Source organism: Neptuniibacter sp. QD57_21 (assembly GCF_047778075.1).
Taxonomy (GTDB): Bacteria; Pseudomonadota; Gammaproteobacteria; order Pseudomonadales; family Balneatricaceae; genus Neptuniibacter.
Genome location: NZ_CP180549.1, coordinates 2,955,734 through 2,970,378 on the forward strand (window position 1 = coordinate 2,955,734; position 14,645 = coordinate 2,970,378).

At 43.3% G+C, this 14,645-nt stretch carries 10 protein-coding genes, 2 tRNA genes, 1 rRNA gene and 1 riboswitch; of the genes, 3 read left to right on the forward strand and 10 right to left on the reverse strand.

The annotated features are described in order from the left end of the window. Positions 1 to 7: 7 nt before the first annotated feature. The 7 genes from ACMXYS_RS13350 to aceK form a co-directional block, all read right to left on the reverse strand. A tRNA-Ala gene (locus ACMXYS_RS13350) sits at positions 8 to 83 on the reverse strand. A 24-nt stretch (positions 84 to 107) separates the two neighbouring features. Further along, a tRNA-Ile gene (locus ACMXYS_RS13355) sits at positions 108 to 184 on the reverse strand. A gap of 68 nt (positions 185 to 252) precedes the next feature. Beyond that, positions 253 to 1,792, reverse strand: a 16S ribosomal RNA gene (locus tag ACMXYS_RS13360). Between the two features lie 604 nt (positions 1,793 to 2,396). After that, the gene (locus ACMXYS_RS13365) at positions 2,397 to 2,822 is read right to left on the reverse strand and encodes a universal stress protein (protein WP_415896835.1); all 426 of its coding nucleotides are present in this window, start codon (positions 2,820 to 2,822) and stop codon (positions 2,397 to 2,399) included. A 3-nt stretch (positions 2,823 to 2,825) separates the two neighbouring features. After that, positions 2,826 to 5,360 (reverse strand): TRAP transporter permease, encoded by a 2,535-nt coding sequence (locus ACMXYS_RS13370; RefSeq protein ID WP_415898253.1) that lies wholly within the window; start codon positions 5,358 to 5,360, stop codon positions 2,826 to 2,828. Between the two features lie 163 nt (positions 5,361 to 5,523). Then, positions 5,524 to 6,504, reverse strand: coding sequence for a TAXI family TRAP transporter solute-binding subunit (locus tag ACMXYS_RS13375; RefSeq protein WP_415882168.1), 981 nt, complete (start codon positions 6,502 to 6,504; stop codon positions 5,524 to 5,526). 191 nt (positions 6,505 to 6,695) lie between these two features. Further along, complete coding sequence (gene aceK, locus ACMXYS_RS13380; protein WP_415896836.1) at positions 6,696 to 8,447, reverse strand: bifunctional isocitrate dehydrogenase kinase/phosphatase; 1,752 nt, start codon at positions 8,445 to 8,447, stop codon at positions 6,696 to 6,698. Positions 8,448 to 8,553: 106 nt separating this feature from the next. Between aceK and pfkA the strand changes: the two genes are divergently transcribed. After that, on the forward strand, positions 8,554 to 9,561 hold the full coding sequence (pfkA, locus tag ACMXYS_RS13385; protein WP_415896837.1) for a 6-phosphofructokinase: 1,008 nt from the start codon (positions 8,554 to 8,556) through the stop codon (positions 9,559 to 9,561). A gap of 19 nt (positions 9,562 to 9,580) precedes the next feature. Here pfkA and ACMXYS_RS13390 read toward each other — a convergent pair whose 3' ends face one another. After that, complete coding sequence (locus ACMXYS_RS13390) at positions 9,581 to 10,210, reverse strand: MBL fold metallo-hydrolase (RefSeq protein WP_415882171.1); 630 nt, start codon at positions 10,208 to 10,210, stop codon at positions 9,581 to 9,583. Between the two features lie 164 nt (positions 10,211 to 10,374). Here ACMXYS_RS13390 and ACMXYS_RS13395 point away from each other — a divergent pair, with 164 nt between their 5' ends. Continuing rightward, the gene (locus ACMXYS_RS13395; RefSeq protein ID WP_415882172.1) at positions 10,375 to 10,635 is read left to right on the forward strand and encodes a DUF5062 family protein; all 261 of its coding nucleotides are present in this window, start codon (positions 10,375 to 10,377) and stop codon (positions 10,633 to 10,635) included. An 11-nt stretch (positions 10,636 to 10,646) separates the two neighbouring features. Then, positions 10,647 to 10,721: riboswitch (cyclic di-GMP riboswitch) on the reverse strand. A gap of 226 nt (positions 10,722 to 10,947) precedes the next feature. Beyond that, complete coding sequence (locus ACMXYS_RS13400) at positions 10,948 to 11,433, forward strand: MarR family winged helix-turn-helix transcriptional regulator (protein WP_415882173.1); 486 nt, start codon at positions 10,948 to 10,950, stop codon at positions 11,431 to 11,433. 19 nt (positions 11,434 to 11,452) lie between these two features. On the opposite strand, the gene ACMXYS_RS13405 is transcribed toward ACMXYS_RS13400, so the two are convergent. Continuing rightward, complete coding sequence (locus ACMXYS_RS13405; RefSeq protein WP_415896838.1) at positions 11,453 to 14,122, reverse strand: EAL domain-containing protein; 2,670 nt, start codon at positions 14,120 to 14,122, stop codon at positions 11,453 to 11,455. 271 nt (positions 14,123 to 14,393) lie between these two features. Further along, the gene (locus ACMXYS_RS13410) at positions 14,394 to 14,627 is read right to left on the reverse strand and encodes a hypothetical protein (RefSeq protein ID WP_415896839.1); all 234 of its coding nucleotides are present in this window, start codon (positions 14,625 to 14,627) and stop codon (positions 14,394 to 14,396) included. Positions 14,628 to 14,645: the final 18 nt, after the last annotated feature.

The window sequence follows — 14,645 nt, forward strand, 5'->3', positions numbered from 1 at the left end:
AGGATGATGGTGGAGCTATGCGGGATCGAACCGCAGACCTCCTGCGTGCAAAGCAGGCGCTCTCCCAGCTGAGCTATAGCCCCAAGAAAAACAGTAAGGCTATTGATTGGTAGGCCTGAGTGGACTTGAACCACCGACCTCACCCTTATCAGGGGTGCGCTCTAACCAGCTGAGCTACAAGCCTACACCGTTGCTCTTAACTTCTCTGATCAGATAATTCGTGTGAACGCTTGCCGAGAATCGGCTTTCGTTTAAGGAGGTGATCCAGCCCCAGGTTCCCCTAGGGCTACCTTGTTACGACTTCACCCCAGTCATGAACCACACCGTGGTAACCGCCCTCCCGAAGGTTAAGCTAGCTACTTCTGGTGCAATCCACTCCCATGGTGTGACGGGCGGTGTGTACAAGGCCCGGGAACGTATTCACCGCGACATTCTGATTCGCGATTACTAGCGATTCCGACTTCATGGAGTCGAGTTGCAGACTCCAATCCGGACTACGACCGGTTTTCTGAGATTAGCTTACCCTCGCAGGTTCGCGGCCCTCTGTACCGGCCATTGTAGCACGTGTGTAGCCCAACTCGTAAGGGCCATGATGACTTGACGTCGTCCCCACCTTCCTCCGGTTTGTCACCGGCAGTCTCCTTAGAGTTCCCACCCGAAGTGCTGGCAAATAAGGACAAGGGTTGCGCTCGTTACGGGACTTAACCCAACATTTCACAACACGAGCTGACGACAGCCATGCAGCACCTGTCTCAGAGTTCCCGAAGGCACGAAACTATCTCTAGTAACTTCTCTGGATGTCAAGAGTTGGTAAGGTTCTTCGCGTTGCGTCGAATTAAACCACATGCTCCACCGCTTGTGCGGGCCCCCGTCAATTCATTTGAGTTTTAACCTTGCGGCCGTACTCCCCAGGCGGTCTACTTATCGCGTTAGCTGCGCCACTAAAAGATCAAGTCTCCCAACGGCTAGTAGACATCGTTTACGGCGTGGACTACCAGGGTATCTAATCCTGTTTGCTCCCCACGCTTTCGCACCTCAGTGTCAATATCGGTCCAGGTAGTCGCCTTCGCCACTGGTGTTCCTTCCTATATCTACGCATTTCACCGCTACACAGGAAATTCCACTACCCTCTACCGTATTCTAGATTGGCAGTATCAGGTGCAGTTCCAAGGTTGAGCCCTGGGCTTTCACATCTGACTGACCAATCCACCTACGCGCGCTTTACGCCCAGTAATTCCGATTAACGCTCGCACCCTCCGTATTACCGCGGCTGCTGGCACGGAGTTAGCCGGTGCTTCTTCTGCAGTTAACGTCACAGCTAGCAGGTATTAACTACTAACCTTTCCTCACTGCTGAAAGTGCTTTACAACCCTAGGGCCTTCTTCACACACGCGGCATGGCTGCATCAGGCTTGCGCCCATTGTGCAATATTCCCCACTGCTGCCTCCCGTAGGAGTCTGGACCGTGTCTCAGTTCCAGTGTGGCTGATCATCCTCTCAGACCAGCTAGAGATCGTCGCCTTGGTGAGCCATTACCTCACCAACTAGCTAATCTCACGCAGGCTCATCCAATAGTGCAAGGTCCGAAGATCCCCTGCTTTCCCCCTTAGGGCGTATGCGGTATTAGACCAAATTTCTCTGGCTTATCCCCCGCTACTGGGTAGATTCCTACGCGTTACTCACCCGTCCGCCACTCGTCATCAACTAGCAAGCTAGTCATGTTACCGTTCGACTTGCATGTGTTAGGCCTGCCGCCAGCGTTCAATCTGAGCCATGATCAAACTCTTCAGTTTAAATCATTTGTGTTACCAGGAATGTGGTAACGGGCTCTAGTACTAAACAACCGGATAACATTCTTAAGAACGTTAAACCTTTGTAAATCGCTTTAAATGAATTCACTTGGTTGCTTGTCTAGAAAAAGTTTGCTTCTTCTCAACAAGCGCCCACACGAATTATCTGATCAAATTGTTAAAGAGCGTTGCTTTCTTGACTCTCCGCTGAATCAGCGTTTCGTCTCAAGCGAGGCGCATATTCTACTTTGCGCTCATTCAAAGTCAACCGTTTATTTTGCAATTTCGTAAAAAGTTTTTACTCAGCAACCAGACTTTGAATCCTGCTCCGTAAGCAATCTTAAAAACCAATGTTTTCAATCACTTACTAAGCACCTCACTCAGCTCTGCAGCCCCTTAAAAAGCGGCCTCCCTAAGCAAGGACGGCGAATTCTACAGACATCTAAAAATGCGTCAACAGCTAATCTATAAAAAACTGAAAAAAGTTGTAAAAAACTTACAAAACACGGCTAATCGGTCAAGGACTGATCAGCAACGTACAAATACCAGTCAATAGATACAAAAAGGCGCTGAGTTTTACCTCAACGCCTCTTACTTATACTTTAATTTAGCCTTTTAATACTAGAACAGAGCATTTTGCTCGCTCCGTTACCTTTGCAGTAACAGAACCTAGCATTACCTTCTCAACAGTTCCGTGTTTTTGCGCACTCATGATAATTAGATCTGCTCCTATTTCTTTAGCACGCCTAACAATCTCTTTGTGCGCTTTACCCTCTCTGACATCAACATCAAAGTTTCTAGCGCCTAATGCCTTTTCACCTATTATCTTCAATTCTTTACGCATTGCTTCCAATGCTTTTTCAACTGCACCTTTAGGAAAGTAAGATGCAACCATTGGCATTTGATAGCCAGACAGAATAGTCATCAGATGAAGTTCGACATTTTCATCTATATATTCATTAACAGTCTGCAACGTCTGTTCGATTCCCGTTCCGTCTTGAAGATCGAGTGGTACCAATATTTTCTTAAACATTGTTTAGCACCCCTTTTCTGTCTTACGCCGTCTGTTTTGCATCCAACCCATTGCTATCAGTATTAGCAACACCGGAATCCACACTAGTTGTTTCGGTGGCCGATCAGCCTCCACCTCAATCGTTTTTATTTCCCAATCGAAATCCAAACCTACCTTTTGAGCATCTGAATCAAAGGTTACAAGGTCAACGATCACACGCTCACCTTCTTCTCTTAACATTAGGCCAGCAGCTTCGATTTTCTCAGCCCCTGTACCCTCGTTCGCTAATGGCAACTCAACTGTTTTATTCACAAAATCGCCATCAATAGTTTCACCCGCCACAATCATCCTTAACGGTCTACCATTTGGCATATCTTCTGCAACTTGCTCTAGCTTGGTAGGGGATACTTGCTCAATAGCAGGGTAAATTTCATCCCATATAGCTCCTGGCCTGAACATCAAGAACGCGATAGCTAATAACAGGATGGTTTCATACCACCGAGTTTTTACTATCCAGTATCCTTGCGTCGCCGCTGCAAATACCAACATTGCCACTAATGCGCCAAAGATAGTAAGCAGAAGGTGCATTGGCCCTTCGATACCTATCAATATCAATTCAGTATTGAAGATAAACATAAACGGTAACACCGCTGTACGAATATCATAGGTAAAACCTTGAACACCCGTCTTAATAGGATCTGATTGCGCTATCGCGGCACCTGCAAACGCCGCTAAGCCAACGGGTGGTGTATCATCCGCGAGAATACCAAAGTAAAAAACAAACAAATGAACAGCAATCAAGGGTACGATCAATCCATTTTCAGCACCAAGCGTTACAATCACCGGCGCCATCAATGAAGACACCACTATATAGTTAGCAGTTGTCGGCAATCCCATACCCAGAATCAAACTAATAATTGCCGTAAACAATAACATCAAGAAGATACTACCGCCTGAGATGAACTCGACAAACTCTGTCATCATTTGCCCTAGACCAGTCAAGGTAACTGTACCTACGACAATCCCTGCTGCGGCAGTTGCTACACCAATACCAATCATATTTCTAGCGCCACCCACAAGACCATTTAGAAGATCTTCGACGCCATGCACTACCTGACTACTCCATGCCTGCGGCTCTCGGAAATAGGTCTTAATTGGTTTATGGGTTAATACAATGAAGATCATGAACACCGTTGCCCAGAAAGCAGACAAACCCGGCGAGAAACGTTCAACCGTTAGACACCAAACCAGCACAACAACAGGTAGTAGATAGTACAAACCTGATTTAACTGTTGGTCCGACTTCTGGGAGCATCACAACTTCGGAATTTGGATCATCCATATGCAAATCTGGAAACTTCGCCGCATACCCAACAAGCCCGATATACGCCATAAGAATCACAAGACCAGCTATCAGATATGACCAGTTACCCATGTAACTCTTAGTCCAGCCTAATCCGTGATACACAGCTAAAGAGATAGCACATACACCTACAATGATCATCGCCCAAACTGACAGTTTTTGCGCCAATGTTGCATGATTTCGAGTAGGCAACCCCTTCATTCCAGCCTTCACCGCTTCTAGATGAACAATATAGATCAAGGCGATATAGGAAATCAGCGCGGGCAAGATTGCATGTTGTATTACCTCTATATAAGAAATACCAACAAACTCAACCATCAAGAATGCAGCCGCCCCCATAATTGGAGGTGTTAACTGACCATTAGTTGAAGCCGCCACCTCGACCGCACCAGCTTTATAACCTGGAAAACCTACACGCTTCATCAGCGGGATTGTAAAAGTACCTGTCGTAACAACATTGGCAATAGACGAGCCTGATACCAAGCCACTTAATCCAGAGGAAACAACAGCCGCCTTAGCGGGCCCACCGCGCATATGCCCTAATAGTGAAAAAGATACCTGAGTGAAGTAATTACCAGCACCCGCTTTGTCAAGCAAAGCGCCAAACAATACAAACAGAAATACAAAGCCTGTCGATACACCAAGAGCAACACCAAATACGCCTTCTGAGGTTAGCCATTGGTGCGACATTGCTTTATTAAGGCTTGCTCCTTTATGCGAAATAACATCCGGCATGTAAGGTCCAGCAAAGGTGTAAAGCATGAAGATACCAGCCACGACCATCAATGGCGGGCCTAATGCTCTACGCGTCGCCTCCAATAGCAAGATCATACCGCTGACAGCAACAACGATATCCAGTTTTATCGGCGCACCCGCTCGCCCAGCCAACTCAGCGTGAAAAATCACCAAGTAACTAGCAGCAAACGCAGCTACCCCAGCAAAAATCCAATCATGCCACGGCACAACCGATCTAGAAGAGCGCTTAAATGCAGGAAATGCGGTATAAGCCAAAAAGACCGCAAAGCTTAGATGAATAGCTCGAGCCTGAGTATCATTGAAGACACCAAAATCGAGCATAAATGGTAGAGGCGATGCATACCAAAGCTGAAATAGAGCCCAGCAAAGCGCTACACCCCATAGAAATTTACCAGGAAGCCCTTCTGGAGCGCGCGCCCCAGAATCTGCCTGAGCCACCATTTCCTGCACTTCTTGTGAAATGCTAGCCGAAGAACTGTTCTGATTATCCGTCACACAATCACCGTTTTAAAACAGCTTATAATAATTTTATAGAGCTAAACCTAAGCAAAAGCCGTAAAGCAAAACGGGGACATAATGTCCCCGTCGCCTATTAAATCAACTCTTATAGAAGACCTGCTTCTTTGTAGTACTTAATTGCACCAGGGTGAAGAGGTGCCGACAAACCGTCTTGAACCATTTGCTCTTTCTTCAGGTTAGCAAAAGCTGGATGCAGCTTACGGAATGTATCGAAGTTTTCGAAAACAGCCTTCACTACCTCGTAAACCACTTTTTCAGGCACTTTTGCAGAAGATACAAATGTTGCACCAACACCAAACGTTTGCGTATCAGCGTCATTACCGCGATACATGCCAGCAGGTACAGTTGCTGTACGATAGTAACTGTTATCGTTGATCAGCTTCTGAACCGCATCACCATCAACATTTACAAGCGTACTATCACAAGACGTTGTCGCTTCTTTAATTGCACCACTTGGATGACCTACTACGTAAACCATGGCATCAATTTTGTTATCACATAGCGCACTCGCTTGCTCAGACGCTTTAAGCTCAGACGTTAGAGCGAAATCATCCATCGACCAGCCTTTAGCTTCCATTAGCACTTCGATAGTACCGCGCTGACCTGAACCTGGGTTACCAATATTTACACGCTTACCTTTAAGATCATCAAAGTTTTTGATACCAGAATCGGCACGTGCAACAACAGTGAAAGGCTCTGGATGTACAGAGAATACTGCGCGTAGATCTTTATTAGCACCAGTATCTTTAAATTTGCTAGTACCATTATAAGCATGGAACTGCCAATCAGACTGAGCTACGCCCATATCCAATTCACCTGCACGAATAGTGTTTAGGTTGTAAACTGAACCACCCGTAGACTCTACTGAACAGCGGATACCGTGGTCTTTACGATTTTTATTCACCAATCGGCAAATTGAACCACCCGTAGGGTAATAAACGCCAGTTACGCCGCCGGTACCGATCGTGATAAATTCTTGTGCTGATGCAGCAGTCGAACCACCCATGGCAGCTAAACCAACACCCATCGCTAACAAACTAGAAGTAACCGTCTTACGAAATGCCATAACAAACTCCATCTATTATCTTTTTATAATTAGAGCCATATATCAGGCCCTTTTTTACCCATCTTCTTTGATACTAGTATTGCCTATCGAATGTTTCAAAGTTCTGAAACATCAATAAGATAAACTAACATAGGCTGGTGATAGATAACATGCTTACGAATAACGCATCAATATATTCACTTCACTATGCATCACTTCACTTGATTTTCCTGTTTGGGGCACAAAAAACGGTTGATTTCCCTATAAGGGTATACATCAATTAACTCTCCCTTTTTAACCTGAACTTGGACTCTTTCCCAGAACTGAACCGTCAACAAATCCCCATGCAACTGATCAAAGATTTTTTTCACACGTCTATCACACGCCATAAGCATAGAAAACTCCTCCGGAAACACATCATTGTCACCAATTGAATACCAAGGTTCAGCAGCCAACTCTTGTTCCGGATACAGTGGTTCTGGTATTTCCCGGAAGTTACATTCAGTCAAATATAGAATTTCATCATAATCGTAAAAAACAACACGCCCATGCCGGGTTACACCAAAATTTTTAAACAACATATCCCCAGCAAAAATATTCGATGCAGCAAGTTCTTTAATCGCTTTACCATATTCATCTATGGCATGAAACAACTGCTCTTGATCTTCATTTTCCAACGCTTGATCGATATAGATGTTTAAAGGTGTCATATACCGCTCAGCCCATAAGTGTTTAATCAATAGCTGATCACCTTGCTGCTCAATAGAAGAGCCAGCAACTTTTGTCAGTTCTTCGGTAAGCTCTTCAGAAAATTTATTAATCGGGAATATAAAGTTAGTGAACTCTAACGTATCCGCCATTCGACCAACCCGATCATGATTTTTAACCAACTGATATTTATCAAGAACCACTTGTCTTGTGATTCTTTTAGAGTGAGAAAACTCATCTTTAATAACTTTAAATACAACAGGAAAAGATGGCAGTGTGAAAACTATCATTACCATCCCTTTAACACCTGGCGCCACTTCAAATTGATCATTTGAATTTCCCAAATGATCGATAAAAGCCCGGAAGAATTCCGCCTTACCTTGCTTATAAAAACCTATTGAACTGTAAAGCTCGGCTTTAGATTTCTGCGGGATCAGGGTGTGTAAAAAGTTAACTAATTCGGAAGGCACATCTACATCCACCAGAAAATATGACCGAGTAAAACCAAACACTGTGGATATATCATTTTCTTCGTTCAATGCCGCATCAAAATAAATACCTTTACCATCATTGAGTATAGACAACACAAATGGCTGACTATGCTTTGCGAAGCGGATGCGCCCTACAACATAAGCCGCTTTATTACGAAAAAAAAGACTGCTAACAATATCAATCACCGCCTTATCATAAGGCAACTGCTTTTGCTCAATCTGCTGCTGAACATAACGAACCAAATTACTGATATCTTGTCGCTTATTTCTCCATAGCACATTAAACATTAAATCAGACATTAAACGACCAACAAGTTGAACTAGACCAGATCCACTTAATACATAAGATTTATATACACTCTCACCTGAGCAAAGCTCTTTCCCTTCTCTGCTCGATCGAACAAAAATATGCTCACTATCAATATGCCTATGTTTAAATAGATAACAATAAACAGAGTTGTAGAATGTTTCTGCTAATTCAGGATCTGTTCGCTGACGTATCAACTTAGCGTAATATTGCTTAGCGCCCCCCCATACCTCCGGCCTGTAAATATCTACCCCTACATACGTCAGCGCTTTTGCAGTATCAGACACCATCAGATCATATAAACCCAAGCGCTTAGCCGATAATGACTGAATTCCACGCCAATCAGCCACTTCAAATAAATATTTTGCTGACTCAGTAACCTCCTGAAATTTCAGTCGATATTCTGCAAAAAAAGCCATTATTTGCGATGCAAGTCGCTGATGTACTTGATGAGACATACCATCTCCTCATACTGTAGAACTTCATAACCATTATTATTGAAACACCTTGGTCATTCAGTTTAGCTAAACTTAGATAAGACAATTAGCCATTTGGTTTGACACTATGTATACCCATACTTCGATCAACACGACTGAAGATAAACCTACCGCAATCGCTGTTTTAACCAGTGGCGGGGACTCACCAGGAATGAACCCTGCTATTCGCGGGGTAGTACGAGCAGCTCTCCACCAAGGCATCAAAGTTTTCGGGGTTCACAAAGGGTATAGCGGCTTAATTATTGGCGATATGTGGGAGATGGACTCTGCATCTGTAACCAACATAGTGCAGCGCGGAGGCACACTACTTAAAAGTGATCGCTGCCAAGCTTTTCTAGATCCCGCGGTTCGACATCAGGCGGCCGAAGTTTTACTCAAAAAAGGGATTGATAGTCTAGTCGTGATTGGCGGTGATGGCTCTTTAACCGGGGCTCATATGCTGGCCTCGGAAAGCTCGATTCGTGTTATAGGACTCCCTGGCACTATCGATAACGACATCTACGGCACTGATGACACCATTGGGTTCGACACAGCCGTTAACACCGCGCTTGATGCCATAGATAAAATCCGTGATACAGCACTCTCTCATGAATGCCTGTTTTTAGTCGAAGTGATGGGCCGGAACTCCGGTTTTATTGCGACTCATGTAGGTATAGCCTGCGGTGCAGAGCTGGTAGTTATTCCTGAGTATGAAGTTAAAGTAGATGCAATCTCATTTCAGCTTGCCAACAATCGTGTTCAAGGCAAAGGATCAAGCGGGATTATTGTTGTAGCTGAGGGCCCAACCCCTGGCCTTACTTATAATTTAGCCAAACAATTAGAGCAGCACGGTCAGCGACCCAAGGTCTGTATTTTGGGCCACATACAAAGAGGTGGCCGTCCAACAGGGCATGATCGAGTGCTTGCTTCCTGCCTTGGAGCGGCAGCTGTGGACTATCTTTGCGGGGGCTATAACGATGTGATGATCGGAATAAAAAACGGAGCCATCGCAGAGACTCCGTTACAACATATTATTGATAAAAAGAAACAGCTAGATGCTCAACTATTCGAGCATGTACAACTACTACACAAATAACTTTTAAAGTTACCAAAAATTATCGAACGTAAGGATTACTTTGCATCTCGCGACCAAAGGTTGAACCCGGCCCATGACCGGGAATAAATTCGACCGACTGACCTAACGGGAACAGTTTTAACTTAATTGAATCAATCAATTCTTGATGATTCCCTTGTGGAAAATCTGTACGTCCAATAGATCCGCTAAAAAGCACATCACCCACCAGCGCTATCTCATCTTCGACATGATGGAAAACAACGTGCCCCGGAGTATGACCCGGGCAGTGAATAACGTTTAGTGTAGATTCACCTACTTGAACAGTATCACCATCATCTAACCAGCGATCTGGAGTAAAGGTTTCACAAGGCGGGAAATTAAACATGTTGCACTGCTGTGCCATGCCTTCAATCCAAAACAGATCTCCTTTATGAGGCCCTTCAATTGGTAATTTCTTCGATGCAGCTAGCTCAGCCGTTCCGCCCGCATGATCAATATGTGCATGGGTCAAAAGAATCTTCTCTAATTCAACACCCTCTTCCTCTACTGCAGCTAGAATTCGATCAAGATCACCACCTGGGTCAACAACCGCTGCCTTCATGGTTTTTTCACACCAGATAAGAGAACAATTCTGCTGAAATGGAGTAACCGGGATAATTCTGTATTTCATAGGATCGCCAATGGAATTAGATGTTGATAGGCGGCAAGTATATCAGGCCTGAGTTAAAGACAAAGCATTACGCACCAAAGCACTATAGCTAGCGCTTGTCTTTTTAGAAATTTAGATTCAAAGTTAAAAGAAAATTATCTATAAGGACTTCTAAGGAAGAAACTATGAAAAAAAATAAGCATGAAGCAGAGCTAGTAAAAGAAGCCCTTAAGATTGGCGCAATCTATTTTGAAAAGCGCGGAGCAGGCCACTTTGAAGCCACTGATAGTGCTTCAAGCAAAATTAAAGCAATTTATCGCTTACTAGTGAATGACGGACTTATTCAAGCCTTAGCAAAGGATCAAGTCACTGAGCCCAATATGAAACACAAATTGGCTTTATGGGTAGAAAGGCAGTTACCGGAGAATCATCCGCTGAAGAAATAAAAAATCTCTCTTTCGATAGCCCAGCCATCCACGTGGGATCTGTGACTTTGCGTCCCAGAATTGCTTCTGGTTTGCCTTTATCGAGAGAGGATCTATTCGCTGGAAACAGCTCAACAATCCGAACAAACCAAAAGGTTAGTTCAGATATCATTAAGCCTGATTGTAATAGTAGCAGCATTATTTGTAATTACTAAATACGTATTTGGAATTATGCGTAAACAAACGCTCATTAATGTGCTTTTTCTTTGCTATTACGACAGATTCAGGCTTACTATTTAAAATACGAATATTGATATCAAGGCTTACATTTCAATGAGTTCACAACAATCAGAGCTAAGCTCAAACAATAAAACAGATTTCCTAGATTGTTTGAGATTGATCGAACGGTTACACCGTAGAATCCTTGATATTCTTAAATTTCGTCTTGAAGCGTTAGGCTATACCGACATCAATAGCGTTCAGGCCCTGCTCCTCCACAATATTGCCGATCGTGAAATGACTGCCAGCGAGCTAAGAACCCGAGGCTATTATCTTGGTTCTAATGTTTCATATAACTTAAAAAAAATGGTTGGTAATGGTTACATCAACCAAGAACGTTCAGAGCATGACCTTCGCTCTGTGCGCATTAAACTCAGCCAAAAAGGTTTAGCTATCCACAACTTGATTGCAGAACTGTTTGATCAACAATTGGAAGAGATCAGTGCAGAGCGCCTGATGGAACAAAGCGACATGTCGACGTTAAGATCTAATCTTCGACAATTAGAACGCTTTTGGGATCAGCAAATGAATACTTACTAAACCTTTGTTAGGTTTAACCTTAACAAGCTAAGCGTTTTTGAGCACAAACCTTTTCAAAATCATCTACAGGAAGAGGCTTACCAAAGAAATAACCTTGGTAATCTAAACAGCTATGCCCTGCTAAGAACATACACTGCGCTTCGGTTTCAACACCCTCAGCAATCACGTTCAGTCCAAGATTATGCCCCATTGCAATGATGGCTTGGACAATTTCAGCATCATCTTTATCTTCAATTACATCACGAATAAAAGAACGATCAATCTTAATTTGATCAAGCGGTAAGCGTTTAAGATGCAATAAAGAAGAATAACCTGTACCAAAATCATCTAAAGAGAAACGAATACCTAACTTACGTAGTTGATGCATCTTATCAACCGTATCTTCGATATCCTGTAAAACAAGACTCTCCGTTAGCTCTAATTTCAATAGGTCAGGCTGAATATCATAACGATTGATACAATCTGCGACTTCAGCAACAAAGTGCTCCTGTATAAATTGACGCGCACTCACATTTACAGCAATACTCAAATTAGGCATGCTCGGATCGGATTGCCATTTTTTAAGTTGCTGACAAGCCTGAGCTAGAATCCAATCGCCTATAGGTACAATTAAACCCGTATCCTCAGCTAAGGGAATAAATTCTGCTGGCGATACTAAACCTCTCTCTGGATGAAACCAGCGCACCAAAGCCTCGGCTCCTATCAACTCATCTTTACGATACTGAGCCTGATAGTGCAGCTCTAACTGACTACCTGATAAGGCCTTACGTAAATCAGACTCAAGCGCGGCCATGCTGCAGAGTATTTTCTCTGCTTCAGGATCATAAAATCTATACGTATTTTTACCTGACTCTTTTGCCTGATACATCGCCATATCAGAACGCTTCATCACACTATCTACAACATCACCACTGTCAAACAACGTTACACCGACACTACAAGCTGTATGATATTGAATCCCATCAAGAGATACTTGCTGCTGGACCGCAACAATTAGCTTTTCAACAATGCCACTAACCTGAGCTAAAGCGATACTTTCTTCTACACCCAAATTTTCCAAAACGATAATAAATTCATCACCACCTAAACGAGCGACCATATCCGCATTACGCACACAAGCACTAAGCCTATGTGCTACTTCGATCAACAAAAGATCACCTTGATCATGACCTTGTGTGTCATTCAGATTTTTAAAGTTATCCAGATCAATAAATAAGACCGCACCAAACTGACCTGTCAAATGACAGGATTGAATCGCACAGCTCAGACGCTCTTGTAGTGAACGGCGATTAGGTAGGCCTGTAAGAACATCATAAAAAGCAAGCTTGTGGATATTTGCCTCATCCTTTTTACGCTGAGTGATGTCAGTAAATGCTCCAACATAGTTAGTAATCTCTCCACCATCCCCTTGTACAGCTGTAATCGTCAGGTACTGCGGATAAATCTCTCCTGACTTACGCTTATTCCATATTTCACCCTGCCAATATTTATCAGCTTGCAACCGTGTCATCATCTCTTTATAAAATGATTTCCCATGCTGACCTGATTGTAAAATAGCCGGATTTTCCCCAATCACTTCTTCAGGCTCGTATCCAGTCACTCTTGTAAAAGCACTATTTACTCGCAAAATAACATGGTCTGAATCGGTAATTAGCATCCCCTCTTGAGAATCAAAAGCCGTGGCTGCTATATGTAGCTCTTTTTCTACGCGCTTACGATCAGTAACATCTCTAGAAAGAACAATAAAGTGAGGAAGATCATAATCACGACCTTCTTTAAGTGAAACAGACAGCTCAAACACTCTTTCACCTTGCTTAAGCGGTAAACGTATCTGGTGACCTCTCGACAACCCTTGTTTCTCTGCTTCGCCAAGCGCCTCAAGCACTGTGGTTGCAGCCTCGAAAGGCATCACATCAAATACTGTTTTACCGATTAACTCAGATTCAGGGGCTATCAATTCGTCTTTTTTAGCACTATGGCAGGCGTAGTAGCGCCCTTGACTGTCCATATCAAATAAGAGATCGGGAATTGCAGCAAAAATAGCTTCTAATTTTTGTCGAGAAAGATCACTTTCATATTCACTCTGCTTCAGCGCTAACTCAGCTTTACGGCGTTCTATCTGATGCGTTAATAAAATCCCGAGTAATACAGTCACTATAGGGAACATCAGCATAATCGGTAATGCTAACTCACTCAGTAACAGATCCACCGTCGAAAACGGAAGAACCAGCAGTGAAAACAACATCATGATGTGGACAACTACACCCAACAGATACAACTGCCACCAAGCGACCGCTCTACTCTCATTCAGGTTCACCCGCCAATAGTGGCACAACAACCCTAGGCCTGAAGAACTGACAATAATGAGAAATCCAGCAAAGATGCCTTGTCCACCTTCGAATAATCGAAAAGCAACAGTAATCACTACAGCAATAACTGTGGGGATAAAACCAAAAAATAAGCCGGTTACAGAGAGGAGAATGGAGCGCGCATCAATCAACACACCACTAACAATGGATAGCGGCATCGACATAATTGCGATCCCGATTACACCTATTAGAATTCCACTAATAACTTTCTTAAGAACAGATAATCGCTTGTGTTCAAAAGAAAAAATATCGTATAACGCCCCCATCGCTAGCAACAGAGCAACGTTATTGATCAGTGGAATAAAAATACCGTCATTCATCAGTCAAAAGAACCGACCAGACAGTTTGTATTCTTTACCCCAAAATGCACAAAACTATTAAACATAGAGCGAAATCACATTATTAATGGTAAACGGGTTAAATCCTAACCACTAGAAAACGGATAGGCTATAGGATTTTTAGGGTGAACGGCCTGCAATTATTGATATGCATCAAGAAAATCAGCATCAAAATTTTAGGCCGTGCGATATAGATCAAATCAGGCGTTGCAAACCAGCTTGATACCTAATTTGGTAAGAATTGGCTTCAATTCTATTTTTTAGATTTTTTCTCTTCCTGCGCCTTTGCATACTCTTCATCTAACTTACCATATTGGCGCTGATAAGCTTCTGGATCTGAGCGCCACAAACGATAAAGTTTACGATCATTCGCAGCCATGGGCGGTGGGTTTTCGCGGGATCGGCGAATCGCATTTAAGGTGACAGGAATAAAAGCAAACAGAACTAATAATCCCACCAGTAGATATTTAAGTAGTTCATCACTCATCAGTGATTCCTCTAGATA